Genomic DNA, 15,846 nt, shown 5'->3' with positions numbered 1-15,846 from the left:
CCGCCCGCCCCGACGGACGGCCTTCACGGTTTCCCCTGTGGCTAGCCGACGTCGCGACGCCGCCAGCCCATGAGCCCGGCCACGAGCGCGACCACGGCGACCGCGGTCAGCCAGACCAGCGGTGTCGCGGTGAACTCCGCGGCGGGCAGTTTCGGAACGTGCGAGAACGGTGAGGCGTCCACGACCGCCTGCGGCAGGTCCAGCACCGGGCCGAACATGCTGAGCAGCAACGCCAGCCCGGCGATCGCCCACGCCGCCGTCGAGAACTTCGGCGCCAGGCCGAAGAGCGTCACGGCGAGGCCGGTGATCACCCACACCGCCGGAAGCTGCGCCAGCGAAGCGACCACCATGTCCCCGACCGAGTCGGAGACACCGCCGGCCCGCACGCCGTTCGACAGTCCCAAAAGGACACCGCTGACGACCATCATCAGCGCCGTGCCGCCGAACGTGAACACGAGATGGCTTCCCAGCAGCCGCATCCTGCCCACGCTCGTCGCGAGCAGTGGCTCGACCCGAACGGCGGTCTCCTCGGCGCGGAGCCGCAACGCGGACTGCACGCCGTAGAGCGCGATGACCATGGCGAACAGGCCGGTCATCGCCGCCATGAAGGCGTCGATCAGCCCGTCCGTGCCGCCGAGGCGCTGGAAGATCTCCTTCGCTTGCCGGCTTTCCCCGACGACGTCGCCGATACCGCTCGCCACCGAGCCGAACACCGCGGCGCAGAACGCCGTGCCGATCAGCCAGCCGATCAACGGGCCCCGGTGCAGCCGCCACGCCAGCGCGAACGGGCTGCGCAGCGACGCCGCCGCCTCGGCGGGCCCGGGACGCGGCGGGATGATGCCGGTGCCGACGTCGCGCCGCGGGAGCAGCGCGTACCCGGCGGCGCCGACGACCACGGTCGCGGCCAGCGGCAGCAGGAACACCCACCAGCGCTCGTCGGCGAACGGCCGGATCTGCTGCGCCCACCCGATCGGGGAAAGCCAGGAGACCCAGGTCGCGTCCGAGGTCGAGTCGCCGACGGCGCGCAGCAGGAACGCGACCCCGACCGCGGTGGCGCCGATCCCGTTGGCCGTCCTCGAATACTCGGCGACCTGGACGGCCACCGCCGCGATCGCCGTGAAGACCAGCCCGGTCGCCGTGGTGGCGGCGCCGAGCGCGAGCGAGCCGCCGACGGGCAGCTTCGCGCCGATCATCAGCCCGGTCTCGACGAGTCCGATGAGGACACTCGCGCCGGCGGACACCAGCACGCCCGCGGTCAGCAGGGCGTATCGGCCGACCACCGCGGAGGCCAGCAGTTCCGCGCGGCCGGAGTCCTCCTCGGCGCGGGTGTGCCGGGTGACGGTGAAGACCGCCATCAGCCCGGCGACCAGGGCGAGGAACCCGCCGAGCCGCCAAGCGGTGAACCCGCCCGCGGTCGAGAGGTCGAAGGCCGGGCCGTAGATCAGCGAAAGGGACGGGTTCGCGCCCATGCTCGCGGTGAGCCCGGCCCGTTCGGCGGCCGTCGGGTACAGGGTTTCGAACGTCCCCGAGGAGGTCGAAGGCATGATCCCGAGCAGGACGATCCAGATCGGCAGGACGATCCGGTCCCGCCGCAGCGCCAGCCTGGTCAGCTGCCAAGTGCCGACGAGTCCGTGGACGGCACCCGAGACCGCGGGACGGTCCAGCGTCGCGGTCATTTCGCGCTCGCTTCGGTGGTGTAGTGACGGAGGAAGAGCTCTTCGAGCGTCGGCGGCTGGCTGGTCAGGCTGCGGACACCGACCTGGGTGAGCTGCCGCAGCGCTTCGTCGAGAGAGCGGGTTTCGACATCGAAGCGGACCCGGTTGCCCTCGACCTTGAGGTCGTGGATGTTCTGAAGTTTCGTCAGCCCGTTCGGCGGGCCGGCCAGCTCGGCCGAGATCGACGTCCTGGTGAGGTGCCGGAGCTCGGCCAGCGTGCCGGTCTCGACGGTGTGCCCGTTGCGGATGATGCTGACCTTGTCGCAGAGCGCCTCGACCTCGGCGAGGATGTGGCTCGACAGCAGCACCGTGCGGCCCTGCTCGCGTTCCTCCTGGATCGCGTACTGGAAGGTGGCCTCCATCAGCGGGTCGAGGCCCGAGGTCGGCTCGTCCAGGATCAGCAGGTCCACATGCGAGGCCAGCGCGGCCACGATCGCGACCTTCTGCCGGTTGCCCTTGGAGTAGGTGCGCCCCTTCTTCCTGGGGTCGAGGTCGAACCGCTCGATCAGATCCTTGCGGCGGCGCTGATCGAGCCCGCCCCGCAGCCGCCCCAGCAGATCGATCACCTCGCCGCCGGACAGGTTGGGCCAGAGGTTCACGTCGCCGGGGACGTAGGCGAGGCGCCGGTGCAGGCTCGCCGCGTCCTTCCAGGGATCGCCGCCGAGCAGGCGGACGTCGCCCGAGTCCGCATGGAGCAGGCCGAGCAGGACCCGGACGGTGGTCGACTTCCCCGCGCCGTTCGGGCCGAGGAAGCCGTGCACCTCCCCAACGGGTACCTGCAGGTCAAGGCCGTCCAAAGCCTTGGTCCGGCCGAAGGATTTGTGGAGGCCGGAGATGGAGATGGCGTTTTCCATGCGGCTGAATGTACAGTGATTTCACGAAGTTGTGAAGTTAAGAAACCATATGGATGGTGTGATCACTCTGGGGGACGTAGGAGAGGATGTGCTCATGACGACGACGCCTGAGAGTGCTTCGAGCACCCAGAGAGACGAGGACGCCGTCCGCCGTTACGTGGAGCATCTGGGCCTCACGCTCTCCCAGATCGGGATGCAGAGGATGCCCGCCAGGGTGTTCGCCGCGCTGATGACAACCGACGCCGGCCGCCTCACCGCGGCCGAGCTGGCCGACCAGCTCTCGGTGAGCCCCGCCGCGATCTCGGGAGCCGTGCGGTACCTGGAGCAGATCGGGCTGGTCGCGAAGGAACGCGAACCCGGCTCGCGCCGCGACCACTACCGGCTCTTCGACGACCTCTGGTACGCCACCTTCATGAAGCGCGACCGCATGATCACCATGTGGCGCGACGCGGCCGACGAGGGCGTTTCGGCGCTGGGCGAGGACACGCCGGCGGGCGAGCGGGTCGCCGAGATGCGCGACTTCCTGAGCTTCATGATCAAGGAGCTCAACGACATGTACGCGAAGTGGCACGAGACGCGGGCCGAAAAGGGCAAGTAGGGCGCGCAGGCGCGGATGATCGTTCGGTACAGGTGGTCGTGAGTGGCGATTCGGGTTCTAACCCGAATCGCCACTCACGACCAACGCGACCACCAGCGTGCCCGCCAGCCTCTCCGCCCACTGGTCCAGTTCTTCGGGGGACGGCTCGCGGTCGTCGAAGGACGCCAGGAACGCGTACTGGAAACAGGCCCCGAGCAGCAGCGACGCCGCCGCGTCCAGATCCGCGTCCTCGCGAACCCTGCCGAGCCGGACCTCCTCGCCCAAGTACGCGGAGACGCGCACCAGCGGGACGTCCGGCCCGCTCGCCCGGCTCATGACCCGGTCCCGATGGGTCGCGAGCAGTTCCCGCGAGGAGAACAGCGACACCGCGATCGGGAAGCTCTCCAGATAGAACGACAGCGTGATCCGCGCCAGCCGGGCGAGATTCTCCGCGAGCGGTGTGTCCGCCGCGGAGCTCATCAGCTCGTCCAGGGTCGTCCCGAGCGCGGGCAGCCGCTCGGTGAGCACGCTCATGAAGATCTCGGTCTTGTCCTTGAAATGCTTGTACAGCAACGCCTCGGAGTAGCCCGCCGCCCGTGCGATGGCCTTTGTCGTGGCGTGCGCGTAGCCCTGCTCGCGCATCACCTTCGCCGCCGCGGCGACGATCTCCTCGCGGCTTCCCATGTTCGCTCCTGAGGGCTTCTCAGCGTTCGCTCGACAAGTGGTTAGTGAACACTCACCATAGTGGGTGAGTGTTCACTAACCCAGGAAGGCGTGACCATGAAGCTCACTGTTCTCGGTGCCACGGGCGGGGTCGGCTCCGAAGTCGTCAAGCAGGCGCTGGCCGCGGGGCACCACGTCACGGCGGTCGTCCGCGACCCGTCCCGCCTGAACGCCGAAGGTGAACTGCTGGAGGTCGTCATCGCCCGGCTGTCCGAGCACGGCGCGCTGACCGAGGCGGTGTCCGGGCGCGACGTGGTGATCTCCGCCCTCGGCGCCCGCGACCGCAACCCGACGACCATCGTCACCGACGGGGCGCACGCCGCGGTCGCCGCGCTCGGATCGGCGGGCACGCGGAGGCTGCTCCTGGTGAGCGCCAGCGGCCCGTTCGTCGACGGCGACGCCTTCTTCACCAGGAACGTCGTCAAGCCGATCCTGGGCAGGGTCCTCCGGCACGCCTTCGCGGACATGGTCGCCGCCGAGCGGATCGTGCGCGCGAGCGACCTCGACTGGACGATCGTGCGCCCGCCGCGCCTGCTGAACGGGCCGCACACCGGCGCGATCGCCGCCCGCACCGACGGCAACGTCCGCGGGAGCTACAGCATCAACCGCGCCGACGTCGCCGACTACCTGCTCCGCGCGGCCGCGGACGATTCGCTCGTCCGTCAGACGGTCTCGATCGCCCAGGGCTGATTCCGCGTTTCGTCCTCCGGATGCGGTTGTCGCATGCGCAACGATCGCGTTCAGAGGACGAAACGCGGAAGTAGAGTCGCGGGGTGATCAGCCGTGCGGTGGTGCTCGCCCCGATCCTGCTCGCGCAAGCCGTCCGGGTGCGCCGTACGACGCCAAGGCTGCCCGGTGCCGCGGGGCCGGTCACCGGCCTCGTGAAGGGCGGCGGCCGCCCGGTGCGGCTCGCGGTGCTCGGCGAGTCCACCGTGGACGGCGTCGGCGCGGCCACCCACGCCGAGGCGCTGACCGGACGGCTCGCGGACGAACTCGCGCGGGACGGCGGCGCGGTCGCCTGGCAGGCACTCGGCAAGACCGGCGCCAACGCGCGCGTGGCGCGCGAGGAGCTGCTGCCGCTGCTCGAACCCGCCGACCTCGTGGTGATCGCGCTGGGTGTCAACGACACGATCGAACTGCATTCGGCCACCCGCTACCGGCGTGACCTGCTCGACCTCGTCGTCGCCGTGCGGCGCCGGGTGGGCCGGGTCCCGGTGGTGCTCGCGGGCGTGCCGCCGATGGGCCGGTTCCCGTCGCTGCCGCGTCCGCTGCGGGACGTCCTCGGCGCGCGGTCGGCCGTCCTCGACGCCGCGGCCGCGCGGCTGGCGCTGCTGCCCGGCGTCGTCCACGTCCCGATGCCCGCCGCGATGCTGGACCCGGCGACCTTCGCCGAGGACCGTTTCCACCCCGGCCCCGAGGGCTACCGGCGCTGGGCCGAACAACTCGCGGACGTGAGCCGACGGCTACTCAGCGACACCATTTCCGGGTAAAAACGCTGATCGGGTCACCCGCCTGCCACAGATTAAGAAATTTCCGCGAAAAAACTGGCTCTGCGTGTATCTGGTGGCAGCCTCATTGCGTCCTATGGAGCAGTCGAGGAAATGAGGGACACCCGATGACTACCGAGACCCACACCGCACCCGTCGACGACGAGGCCACGGCCACCGAGGACCTCGAAGAGACCCCGAAGCCGAAGCCGATCACGGCGCCGGTCCCGCCCCGTCCCGGCACCAGCCCGGACGGCAACTGGGAGCCGAACGGCACCAACCCGCCGGTGAACTGAACCAACACAGACAGGTGATGTCCGGAGGCCGAGGGGGCCTCCGGGCATCACCTCCGGGTGCTCCCTTCGGGGGAGGGGGGACGCCCGGACGCGGGCCCGTTGGGGAGCGGGCCCGGGGGGAGGGAAAAAGGGCCGGCCGGTGCGCAGTCCACACCTACTCGCGCCGGCCGGTGCCTTTGGTCCTTCACCCCACATCGAGGGGATGACCGAAATTCGACAAAAAAGTTAGTGACTTGATGTATCCCAGAGCCTCTTGCACGCTCCTTCTCCCCGAAGGGCCCGCGATACTGCCAGCGCCGACACGAAGACACGTCCGAAGTGGGGCAGATACGGTGACCGACGTGCAAACGACCGAGGTAGACCCGCCATGGGAAGGACTGACCGGTGCCGATCTGCACGCCGCCTGCATGCGCGCGGCGCGGGCCGGTGACCGCCAGGCGATGGACAGACTTGTGCACGAGCTGACCCCGCTCGTGTGGCATGTCGCGCGCGCGAACGGGCTCGACCGCCTGACCGCCGAGGACGTGGTCCAGACGGTGTGGCTCGCCCTGTTCAGTCAGCTCGAGAAACTCCGTGACCCCAAGGCGCTCGCCGCGTGGCTGATCACCACCACCAGACGCGAAGCACAACATCCTTTCGGCCGCCGCGCCCAGCCTGTCCCGCTGACCGACGAGCTGGCCGAGAGTATGGAGAGCACCCACCCGGCCCCCGAAGAGGAAGCCGTCCGCGCCGACCGGGATCGCCGGGTCTGGCGCGCCTTCCTCCGCCTGCCGCACCGCTGTCAGCAGCTCCTTCGGCTGACCGTGCTCGCCGGGAGGGCCGAATACCAACTGGTCGCCGAAGCACTCCGTATGCCGCGCGGAAGTGTCGGCCCGACCAGGGGCCGTTGCCTCGAATCGATGCGCGACCTGCTGGCCCACGAAGGGGGAAGCCGATGAACGACCTCGGGACGCCGGGGGAGATGACCTCCCCGGGCGATGAGGCCTTGCTCGCCGATATCGGGCGCTTCATGAACGAACTGGACCCGCCACCGGGAGACCTGGTGCAGCGGGTTCAGTTCGCGCTCGCGCTCGAAAACCTCGACGTCGAGGTCGCCCGCTGGGAACGGATGGACGCCACCGCGGGCGTTCGTGGCAGCGACACCGGCACGATCACCTTCACCGTCAGCGACCTGACCGTGATGATCAACCTCACCAAGATCGGCAAGAAACACCGGATCGACGGTTGGCTCGTGCCCGCCGGCGAGTACGGAGTGGAGGTTCGCGTCGCCGAGCACGGCACGAGTTCCACCACCGCCGACGAGGGAGGCCGGTTCGTGCTGGACAACGTCCCCCAGGGCACCACCCAGATCGTGATCCACCTCGGCGACGTGACCTGTCGCCGGACCGTCGTGACCCCGACAGTGGTGCTGTAACCGGACGGCTGTTCCGTTATGCGGCGCGGGTGTGCTCCCATAGTGCGTGTGCCCGCGCAGCTTCCTGTCGTCGATCCCGTAGCCGAGGCCGCGGACCTCCATCGTCAGGCGATGGCCGCCGCCGCCGACCACGGCCCGGGCGCCGCGATCAGGTTGTTGCAGCGCGCTTTGTCGTGCCTCGGGCCGCTGAAGGCAGCCGGGCCGGAACGGCTGGAGATCCGGGTCAGGGTGCTGATCAGCCTCGCCGCGGCCGAGGCCGAGGTCCTGTCCCAAGAGGACGGATTCGCGCGGCTGGACGAGGCGGAGCGAGTGCGGCTTTCGCTGCCGGAAGGCGAAACCCGGCGGCTGCTGCGGTTCACCGTCGTCCTGCAGCGCGCCGTCGTCCTGATGCGGATCGGGAGGTTGGAGGAGGCACTCGCGCTCTACGACGCGGTGCTTCCCAGCCTGGCCGACGAGGTGGAGGACCACAGCCTGCTCCTGACCCGGAACATGATGAACCGGGCGTGGCTGCATCTCCAGATGACCAATCCCGACGGCGCCTACCAGGATCTGAGCGGCGCGCTGGACATCGCGGTGAAGTACGGCCATCGCCGCCTCGAAGGGAAGATCCGGCACAACCTGGGTGATCACGCCCAGTTGCTCGGCGACATCCCCGAAGCGCTCCGGTACTATGAACAGGCGGCCTCGATCTTCGTCACCGACGGTCCCGGCTCGCTGCCGCTCGTTCGGCTCGACCAGGCGAAGGCCCTGCTCACCGCCGGGCTCGCCGAGGAAGCGGCGCGACACCTCGACGAGGCGATCCCCGAACTCCGGGACAACGGTGCGCGCCATCTCGTCGCGGAAGCGGAGGTCGCGCGGGCCGGGGCCGCCATCCTCGAGGGTGACCACGTTCTCGCGAAGAAGCTCGCGACGTCCGCACGGCGGAGCTTCCTGCGGCGTGGCAACGGCCGGTGGGCGGAGATCGCCGAGTTGACCCGGCTCCGCGCGGACGCGGTGAAGGTACTGGCGGACCGGGAAAAGAAGCCGTCCGCGAAACTGCCGGAGCGGCTGGCCGATCTCGCCATCCGGCTGGCCGGGCTCGGTCTGCGCGACGAAGCGGGCGCGGCCAGGATGTTCGCGGTGCGGCTGCTGATCCGTCGCGAAGAGACGGTCGCCGCGCAGGAACTCCTGGCGCAGGTACCGAAACCTCGGCAGACCACGCCGATCGACCACCGGATGCAGCTGCGGCTGTGCCGGGCCGAACTCGCGGTGGCGTCGCATCGGCCGCGTTCGGCGCTCGCGCAGGCGCGGGCAGGGTTGGCGGAACTCGGGCAGATCCGCGACCGCATGGGCGGGCTCGACCTTGTCTGCGGGACGGCGGCGCACGGCGAGGAGCTGGGCAAACTCGCGCTCACGCTGGTGCTCAAGAAGGCGAGGCGCAGCGGCGCCGGGGCGAAGAGCCTGTTCGCGTGGCTCGAACGCACGCGCGCGCAGGTGTACCGCTACGAACCGTTGCCGGTCATCGAGGATCCCGCGCTCGCCCGGCACATCAACGAAATGCGGCACTTGCAGGGGACGATCCAGGCGCGGCGGTCGTCCGGCGAACCGGTCGGGAAACTCGAGGAGCGCTACGACCGTTTGCAGCGGGAGGCGACGCGGCTCGGGTGGTACACCAGCCAATGGGGTCGGCCGCGCCCGGTCTCGGCACCCGAAGAGGTGGTGGAGCGGCTCGGCGATCGCGTGCTGGTCAGCCTGATGGGGTATCGCGACACCTTGTACGCGGTGGTCGTCGACCGCGGCCGGTTCCGGCTGCTGAAGCTGGGGCCGCTCGCGGAGATCGTCGAGACCGCGCGGCAGTTGCACGCGGACCTCGACGCGCTGGCACCGGACAACCTGCCCGCCCCGCTGGTCGAGGTCGTCACCGGTTCCGCGCGGCGCCGGGCGGACAAACTGGACAAGCTGATCTCGGCGTCGCTGGCGAAGACGCTGGAGAACCGCGAGCTGATCATCGTGCCGATCGGCTCGCTGTACGCGTTGCCGTGGGGTGCTTTGCCGTCACTGCACGGACATCCGGTGTCGATCGCGCCGTCGGCGACCGCATGGGTGACCGCGTCCGGGAGGCGGAGCTCCGGCCCGGTTCTGCTCGCCGGCGGGCCTGGGGTGCCGGGTTCGGTCGGTGAGGTGCGGAACCTGCGGACCGTGTACCCGCAGGCCCGCCTCGTCGACGGGAAGGACGCGACCAGCGACGCCGTACTGTCCGCTTTGGACGGTTCCGGGATGGCGCATCTGGTCGCGCACGGCGCGCACGAACCGGCGAACGCGCTGTTCTCGCGGCTGGAGCTCGTCGACGGCCCGTTGTACGCGCACGAAACCGCCCGGCTCGCGAAGCCGCCGGAACGGGTGGTGCTGGCCGCGTGCGAACTCGCGATGAGTCATATCCGGCCCGGCGAGGAGGCGCTCGGTTTCGCCGGGACGCTGCTCGCCAGTGGTTCGCGGACGGTCATCGGCGCGATCGCGCGAGTCGGCGACAAGGCCGCCGCCGCCGCGATGTCCGACCTGCACCGGCGGTTGGCTTCGGGGACCGCGCCCGCTTTGGCGCTCGCGGAAGCGACCGCCGCCGATCCGTTGCGGCGCCCCTTCCTGTGCCTGGGCGCGGGCTGAAGGGACTTTCGCCGCGTCCTATGCGGCTTTGGCGTCCTTCAGTTCCCCACAGGAGTTGTCCACAACCATCGCCCCCTGTGGACAACTCAGCCGAGCGGCCCTTTCCGTACCCCATCGCCGGTAGACTGGACTCGGGGTCGCCCCCCTTGGGAAGGGCGGGGGGTGGGGTCAGGCGCGTTCCGCGTGTTTCACCAGGCGAGTGGCCAGGATCGAGATCACGGTGCGCAGGGCCGTGCGGACGGCGGCGCCGGTGCCGGGCAGCGGTTCGGTGAACCGGCCGGCCCAGCGCAGATCCGTACCGCCGGAAGCGTTCGGCGTGAACGAGACTTCGGCGCGATAGTCCTTGAGCGGTGCGAGACCCGCGAAGCCGTAGACGTGCTTTCGGTCCTGTTCGTACTCCAGCGTCTCTTCGTGGAGATACACCGGCCACAGCCCGACGGCCCGGACTGCGCCCACTCCGTCCGCGTCCGGCTTCCGCGCCCAGCGCGAGTGGAACACCACCGGCTTCGCCCATTCCGACCACCGGGAACCGTCGGCCTCCAGCGCGAACAGCGAAGCGGGCGAGGCGCTGCTCGTCCGGTTGACCTCGAAGGAGTACGTCTTGCCCATGTGGCGACGATAACCGCTCCGGCCGCCACGGATAAGTCAAGATAGGGGCGTGAGCACGACGCGCCGCGAGATCGCCGCACCACATTGGCTGGTGCAGCTGCTCCGCAGCACACCGGTTCCCATTCCGTGGAACATGGTCGCCCGCGCCGTCCTCGCCCTCGCCGTACCGCTGGCCGTCGGTTACGCGCTCGGCGACATCGCCGTCGGCGCGCTCATCTCCACCGGCGCCCTGCCCACCGTCCTTTCGGAATCCGCCGGCCCGTACCGCTACCGTGCCCGGCGGCTCGGCGGCGCCACCGCGGCCGCCGTCCTCGGCTACTTCGCCGGGTTGATCACGGGCGGCATCCCGGCCGCGTCCATCCCGGTCGTCGTCGGGGTCGCGGCGGTGTCCGCGCTGATCAGCGCGGCGGGCAGCAACGCGTCGGTCGCCGGGCTCCAGATGTTCGTCTTCTGCGTGCTCGGCACCGGCCAGCACGTCACCGGCCTGCGCGTCGAAGTCCTTCTCGGCTACTTCTGCGTCGGCGCCGCCTGGAGCCTGCTCGTCGCGCTCGCCACCTGGACCTTCCGCGCCACCAGCCCCGAACGCGGCGCCGTCGCGCACGTCTACGTCGAACTCGCCGCGATGCTGTCCGCGACCGACGAAGCCACCTCCCGCGTCGCGCGCCACCAGCTCACGACCGCGATGAACACCGCGTACGACCGGCTGCTCACCGCGCGATCCTGGCTGTCGGGCCGCGACGCCACCTACCGCCAGCTGCTCAACCTGCTCTCGGCCAGCACCCCCGCCGTCGAGGCGTCCGTCGCGATGGTCAACGCCGGCCGCCGCGCCCCGGAAGACGTGATCGACCACTTCATCGCGACTTCGGCGGCCGTACTCGCGAACCAAGAACTGCCGGAGCCGCCCGAAGCGCCCGAAGGCGCCGACCCGGTCCCCGCCGCGCTCTACGCCGGACTCGCCCGGATAGGCAAGGGCGACAACCGGAAACGGCGCGAGATCCAGCCGTGGCACAAACGCCTCCGCGGCTGGGCGGGGTCGCTCATCTCCGGCCCGCTCACCTGGTTCGCCGCGCTCCGCCTCACGTTGTGCGTCGCGATCGCCGAAGTCGTCGCGCTGCTCGTCCCGTTCGAACGGTCCTACTGGATCACGCTCACCGTCGGCATCGTCCTCAAACCCGACTTCGGCTCGGTGTTCGGCCGCGCCGTGCTGCGCGGTATCGGCACGGTGATCGGCGTGGGCATCGGCGCGGCCGTACTCGCCGCGGGCGGCGAAGGCTGGCTGCTGGTCCTGCTGATCGCCGTGTTCGCGGGCGGCGTCGCGGTCGGCAAGGTCCGCAACTACGGCATCCTCAGCGCCTTCGTGACCCCGCTGATCATCCTGCAGATGGATCTCGCCAGCACCGGAAGCTGGAACGTCGTGCTCGCGCGGCTCGTCGACACCGTGCTCGGCTGCGCGATCGTCCTGATCTTCGGCTACCTGCTCTGGCCGGGCAGCCGGCGGCCGCAGGTCGGCGGACGGCTCGCCGACAGCCTCGACAGCCTGGTGAAATACGTCGACAAGGGGCTCGTGCTCGCGCCGTCGGGCGAAGCGCGATTGGAACGTTCCCGCGCCCGTCGCCGCGCCTACCGCGCACTGGCCGACCTGCGGACCGCGTTCCAGCAGGTCGTCGTCGAACCCTCGGCGGCCGGGCGGCAGGCCGTCGCCTGGTGGCCGGTGATCGCCGGGCTCGAACGCGTCGCCGACGCCGTCACCGAGGTCGGCGTCACCCTCGGCCGCGGCGCCCCTGCCCCGGCCGATGCCGACATCGCCCTCCTGACGGCCGCCCTCACCGAACTCGCGGCCGCCGTCCGCGAAGAACGGGAACCGGCGGAGATGCCGATGCCCGACAACGAGCAGCTGTCGGGCGTCGTCGACCAGATCGGCGCCGCCTTCGACGCCGTGCGCGGCCCGGACCTCGTCGAACGCGCGCCGCTGCGGCTGGTACGGCGGTTCCTGCCCTACCACCGCCGCGCCTGAGCGTCAGCCGAACCGGATGTGCTTGACGCTCGTCCACTTGCGACGCACGAAACCCCGCAGCGCGCCGTCCGTGTTCGGGGCGAGGGGCAGCCCGGCCGACGCGGCGATCCGATCGGCGACCCGCGCGACGGCGAGCGTGTCCGTGTGGATGTGTTCGCCGAACTCCGCACCGCTCAGCCGGTCCAGGCAGAGGTCGAGCTTCGACACCGCGAAACTCTCGCGCTTCGGCGGCCTCCCCTTCCGCCGTACGGAATGGACGATGCCGCGTTCGCTCAGCCGTCGCAGCACGGTTTCGCGTTCGGCCAGCAGCGCGAAGTGCCGGACGTCGTGCCCGCGGTCGGCCAGCCTGCCGACGATCTCCTCGAAGTACCGGGGCTCCACCAGCGTCATCGGCACGATCACCGGACCGTCCTGTTTGCCGAGTACCAGGTCGAGCACCTCGAAAACGCCCTGGCGCCAGGCGGCGAGGTCCTGGAAGTCGCCGCGCAGCCGTGGCGGCATCATCCGGTGCAGGCCGAAACCCGCGACCTCGGGATCGGACAGGACGCTGCCGGGCAGCCGCCGGTGCAGTTCGTGCGCGGTCTGCGTCTTGCCGCCGCCGAACGGGCCGTTGATCCAGACGAGCATGCCGCCGACCCTAGCCACGCGACCACCCGTACGGGGGAGGGTGAGCATCATCTCGAACTAATGTTCGAGTTTTCACGCATAATCGACGCATGCTCGACACTGGTGACACGCTGCCGCCGGGGCCGCGTCACCTGCACATGGTCCGGCCCAACCAGCCCGTTTGGGTCGATCTCAAGCTGGTGTACCCCGTCGGCGCGGTGAAGACCCGCCTGCCCGACGGCCTGGATCTGACCGGCACCGTCCCCGGGCTGCTGGGGATGTGGCGGGCGACGACGACGGGGCACTGGGTCGGCTGGGTCACCTTCCAGCTCGGTCCGGTCGGCCGGGGCGGCACGACGCATTCGCAGTGGGTGCTGGCCGAGGCGCTGCGGCCGCGCGAGGAGCGGAACACGTGGTCGGGCAGCTTCCCCTCCGAGCGGAGGCGATGATCGTCCCGGCCCGTGGACGGTGTTGACCGCACGCCGGATCGCGCCCACGATGGCGCCGTGTCCGTCCACTGGGAGTCCGCGCCGACGCGTTCGGCCGGCGAAGGCGTTGCCGCATTGCTCCTGCGCCGTGGACGTTTGGGCTCTCCGCCCGCGTAGCTCCTCATCTCGCCAAGTCGTCCGACGGTGAATCCAGGGAGCCTCCATGTCCATCGAACTGCCCGACCGTGCCCGTCTCCGCCCCGCGACCGTCCCCGACGGCGGGATCCTCGAAGGGCCGCGGCTGCTACGGCGCCTGCCGGAAGGCATCGAAGAACGCCCGTACGAGCTTTTCGCGCTGCGTCCGCTGGGGCGGGTGATCGGTGCCGAGATCGGCGGCGTCGACCTGGCCCGGCCGCTGACGCCCGCTCTCCACGCCGAGCTGAATCGCGCGCTGCTGGAGTGGAAGGTGCTGTTCTTCCGCGACCAGGACATCACTTCGGAGCACCAACGTGCCTTCGCCACCAACTGGGGTGAACTGGAGACGAACCCGTTCATCCAGAAAGGGGAGACCGCGGACACCACCCGGTTCACCCGCTCGGCGACCATGCCCGCGTTCGAGAACATCTGGCACGTGGACGTCACCTTCCGGCCAGAGCCCGCGCTCGGTTCGGTCCTGCGGCTGATCGAGATCCCGCCGGTCGGCGGCGACACGATGTGGGCCGACATGGCCGCCGCCTACGACAACCTGCCGGAAGACGTCCGCGACCGCGTCGACGGGTTGACCGCGGTGCACGACTTCATCCCCGGCTTCGACCGCTTCTCCGATCCGGAACTGCTGCTGCGCCACCAGGACGCGTTCCCGCCGGTCGAGCATCCGGTCGTCCGCACGCATCCGGAAACCGGGCGGCGCACCCTCTTCGTGAACCAGGCGTTCACGACGCACATCGTCGGCATGGACCGCGACGAGAGCGACAGGCTCCTGCGGTACCTGTTCAGCCGGGCGCATATCCCGGAGTTCCAGGTGCGCTTCAGCTGGCGGCCGGGTTCGGTGGCCTTCTGGGACAACCGCGCCACCCAGCACTACGCCGTCAACGACTACCACCCGTACGCGCGCGTGGCCGAACGCGTCGCCATCGTGGGCGACCGGCCGTTCTGAGCGTCCCCACGACGGGTGATCGCGGGGCGTGTTCGCCGGTGCCTGTGTGACGATGTGACCATGGGCATCAACTTCGATGAATTGAAGAACAAGGCCACCGACGCTCTCCGCGAGCACAACGACAAGATCGAGGGCGGCCTGGACAAGGCGGCGGACTTCGCGAAGTCGAAGTTCTCCGGTCACGATTCGCAGATCGACTCCGGGGTCGAGAAGGCGAAGGGCTTCATCAACAAGTTCGACGACACCCCCGACACCCCGCCCCAGCAGGGCCAGTAACCCCTGCGCATTTCGTCCTCTGAATGCGGTAGTTGCGTGTGCAAGGACCGCGTTCAGAGGACGAAACGCGTCAGGAGACCTCGCCGATCGCGGTGTCGCCCTCGATCGCGGTGATCCGGCCGCCGCGCTCGCCGAGCGCGATCAGGCCGTCGCGCGCGTCCGGCGCGCTCAGACTGACCCGAACTCCCGCGCGTTCCGCGTCCTTACTGGCCGCAAACGCTTGCGCGCCCTCATAGCCCGCGTTGACCGTCACCGCGAGGCCGCCCGTCGACGCCAGCGAGCCCCGAGCGGCACCCAGCCGTCCGAGCGCTTCGTCGACGATCGGCAGCAGCGCGTCCCGGTTGCCCTCGGTCATCGCCCGCACCAGCGCCGGGCTCGACCCGGCCACCCGCGTGCCGTCCGTGTAGGACCCGGCGGCCAGCGCCATCGCCAGCGGCCCGCCCTGCGCGCCGATCGTGGCCAGGATGGCCGCGAAGATGTGCGGCAGATGCGAGATCCGCGCGACCGTCTCGTCGTGCGAGTCCGCCGGCAGCGGCACGACATGCGCGCCGACGTCCAGCACCAGCTGGGCGACGTCCGCCCAAGCGGTCAGATCGGTGTCGTGCTCGACGCCCAGCACCCACGCCGCGCCGCCGAACAGCGCCGGGTTGCTCGCCTTCCAGCCGGAGTTCGCCGTCCCGGCCATCGGGTGCCCGCCGACGAACTTCGCGTACGGCGCGCGACGGCGGACCGAGTCGAGCACCGGGCCCTTCACGCTGGTCACGTCGGTGAGCACGCAGTGCCCGGCGACCCGCGAAACGGTCCGGAGCACTTCCTCGACCGCGGGCAGCGGCACCGCGAGCACGATCATCGCGTCCCGCTCCGCCGCCTTGCCCAGCGCGGCTTCGACCTGCGTCGTCACGTCGAAACCCGCCCTGCTGGCGGCGTCCGCGTCAGCTTCGGAGGTCGTCGCCCCGAACGTGGTGCGGCCGATCGAATGCGCCGCGCGCAGCAGCGAACCACCGATCAACCCGAGCCCGATCACGCATACGTCCCGCACAAGGGTTCATCC

The 15,846-nt window shown here is 70.2% G+C and carries 17 protein-coding genes; 11 read left to right on the top strand and 6 right to left on the bottom strand.

What is annotated here, in order from left to right; all coding sequences use genetic code 11:
• Positions 1 to 41: 41 nt before the first annotated feature.
• Together AC069I_RS04455 and AC069I_RS04450 are read right to left on the bottom strand one after the other, a co-directional pair.
• Positions 42 to 1,676 (bottom strand): ABC transporter permease, encoded by a 1,635-nt coding sequence (locus AC069I_RS04455; RefSeq protein WP_478264842.1) that lies wholly within the window; start codon positions 1,674 to 1,676, stop codon positions 42 to 44.
• Positions 1,673 to 2,569 carry an ABC transporter ATP-binding protein gene (locus AC069I_RS04450; RefSeq protein ID WP_478223658.1) on the bottom strand — a complete coding sequence of 299 codons (897 nt, stop codon included), beginning with the start codon at positions 2,567 to 2,569 and terminating at the stop codon, positions 1,673 to 1,675. The genes AC069I_RS04455 and AC069I_RS04450 overlap by 4 nt, the downstream gene beginning before the upstream one ends.
• A gap of 94 nt (positions 2,570 to 2,663) precedes the next feature.
• Here AC069I_RS04450 and AC069I_RS04445 point away from each other — a divergent pair, with 94 nt between their 5' ends.
• Positions 2,664 to 3,167 (top strand): GbsR/MarR family transcriptional regulator, encoded by a 504-nt coding sequence (locus AC069I_RS04445; RefSeq protein WP_478223657.1) that lies wholly within the window; start codon positions 2,664 to 2,666, stop codon positions 3,165 to 3,167.
• Between the two features lie 57 nt (positions 3,168 to 3,224).
• Here AC069I_RS04445 and AC069I_RS04440 read toward each other — a convergent pair whose 3' ends face one another.
• Positions 3,225 to 3,830: a TetR/AcrR family transcriptional regulator gene (locus AC069I_RS04440; RefSeq protein WP_478223656.1), complete on the bottom strand. Its 606-nt coding sequence runs from the start codon at positions 3,828 to 3,830 to the stop codon at positions 3,225 to 3,227.
• 96 nt (positions 3,831 to 3,926) lie between these two features.
• Between AC069I_RS04440 and AC069I_RS04435 the strand changes: the two genes are divergently transcribed.
• The 6 genes from AC069I_RS04435 to AC069I_RS04410 all read left to right on the top strand — a co-directional run bounded on the left by AC069I_RS04435 (position 3,927) and on the right by AC069I_RS04410 (position 9,706).
• Positions 3,927 to 4,559, top strand: a complete 633-nt coding sequence (locus AC069I_RS04435) for an NAD(P)-dependent oxidoreductase (RefSeq protein WP_478223655.1) — start codon at positions 3,927 to 3,929, stop codon at positions 4,557 to 4,559.
• 83 nt (positions 4,560 to 4,642) lie between these two features.
• The gene (locus AC069I_RS04430) at positions 4,643 to 5,359 is read left to right on the top strand and encodes an SGNH/GDSL hydrolase family protein (RefSeq protein WP_478223654.1); all 717 of its coding nucleotides are present in this window, start codon (positions 4,643 to 4,645) and stop codon (positions 5,357 to 5,359) included.
• A gap of 125 nt (positions 5,360 to 5,484) precedes the next feature.
• Positions 5,485 to 5,652, top strand: coding sequence for a hypothetical protein (locus tag AC069I_RS04425; protein WP_478264841.1), 168 nt, complete (start codon positions 5,485 to 5,487; stop codon positions 5,650 to 5,652).
• 332 nt (positions 5,653 to 5,984) lie between these two features.
• On the top strand, positions 5,985 to 6,590 hold the full coding sequence (locus AC069I_RS04420) for an RNA polymerase sigma factor (protein ID WP_007030724.1): 606 nt from the start codon (positions 5,985 to 5,987) through the stop codon (positions 6,588 to 6,590).
• Entirely contained in the window at positions 6,587 to 7,066 is a 480-nt protein-coding gene (locus tag AC069I_RS04415) for a carboxypeptidase regulatory-like domain-containing protein (RefSeq protein ID WP_478223652.1), read from the top strand. The genes AC069I_RS04420 and AC069I_RS04415 overlap by 4 nt, the downstream gene beginning before the upstream one ends.
• A 111-nt stretch (positions 7,067 to 7,177) precedes the next feature.
• Positions 7,178 to 9,706: a CHAT domain-containing protein gene (locus AC069I_RS04410; RefSeq protein WP_478265154.1), complete on the top strand. Its 2,529-nt coding sequence runs from the start codon at positions 7,178 to 7,180 to the stop codon at positions 9,704 to 9,706.
• Between the two features lie 168 nt (positions 9,707 to 9,874).
• On the opposite strand, the gene AC069I_RS04405 is transcribed toward AC069I_RS04410, so the two are convergent.
• The gene (locus tag AC069I_RS04405) at positions 9,875 to 10,315 is read right to left on the bottom strand and encodes an SRPBCC family protein (RefSeq protein ID WP_340686727.1); all 441 of its coding nucleotides are present in this window, start codon (positions 10,313 to 10,315) and stop codon (positions 9,875 to 9,877) included.
• Positions 10,316 to 10,364: 49 nt separating this feature from the next.
• On the opposite strand from AC069I_RS04405, the gene AC069I_RS04400 reads away from it, so the two are divergent.
• Positions 10,365 to 12,329 (top strand): FUSC family protein, encoded by a 1,965-nt coding sequence (locus tag AC069I_RS04400; protein WP_478264840.1) that lies wholly within the window; start codon positions 10,365 to 10,367, stop codon positions 12,327 to 12,329.
• 3 nt (positions 12,330 to 12,332) lie between these two features.
• Here the strand turns inward: AC069I_RS04400 and AC069I_RS04395 are convergent, their stop codons facing one another.
• Complete coding sequence (locus AC069I_RS04395; protein ID WP_478223650.1) at positions 12,333 to 12,956, bottom strand: AAA family ATPase; 624 nt, start codon at positions 12,954 to 12,956, stop codon at positions 12,333 to 12,335.
• 89 nt (positions 12,957 to 13,045) lie between these two features.
• On the opposite strand from AC069I_RS04395, the gene AC069I_RS04390 reads away from it, so the two are divergent.
• The 3 genes from AC069I_RS04390 (at position 13,046) to AC069I_RS04380 (ending at position 14,795) form a co-directional block, all read left to right on the top strand.
• Positions 13,046 to 13,384, top strand: coding sequence for a hypothetical protein (locus AC069I_RS04390; protein ID WP_340686730.1), 339 nt, complete (start codon positions 13,046 to 13,048; stop codon positions 13,382 to 13,384).
• A 202-nt stretch (positions 13,385 to 13,586) separates the two neighbouring features.
• Positions 13,587 to 14,519 carry a TauD/TfdA dioxygenase family protein gene (locus tag AC069I_RS04385; protein WP_478264839.1) on the top strand — a complete coding sequence of 311 codons (933 nt, stop codon included), beginning with the start codon at positions 13,587 to 13,589 and terminating at the stop codon, positions 14,517 to 14,519.
• A 60-nt stretch (positions 14,520 to 14,579) separates the two neighbouring features.
• A complete protein-coding gene (locus tag AC069I_RS04380; RefSeq protein ID WP_340686732.1) occupies positions 14,580 to 14,795 on the top strand; it encodes an antitoxin in 216 nt (71 codons plus the stop codon).
• A gap of 70 nt (positions 14,796 to 14,865) precedes the next feature.
• Here AC069I_RS04380 and AC069I_RS04375 read toward each other — a convergent pair whose 3' ends face one another.
• Complete coding sequence (locus AC069I_RS04375) at positions 14,866 to 15,819, bottom strand: prephenate dehydrogenase (protein WP_478265153.1); 954 nt, start codon at positions 15,817 to 15,819, stop codon at positions 14,866 to 14,868.
• Between the last annotated feature and the right edge of the window lie 27 nt (positions 15,820 to 15,846).

It is taken from the genome of Amycolatopsis sp. NPDC043885 (assembly GCF_056435685.1).
Note: the sequence above shows the minus strand (reverse complement) of the source record. Positions and strands in the feature narration are given on the sequence as shown.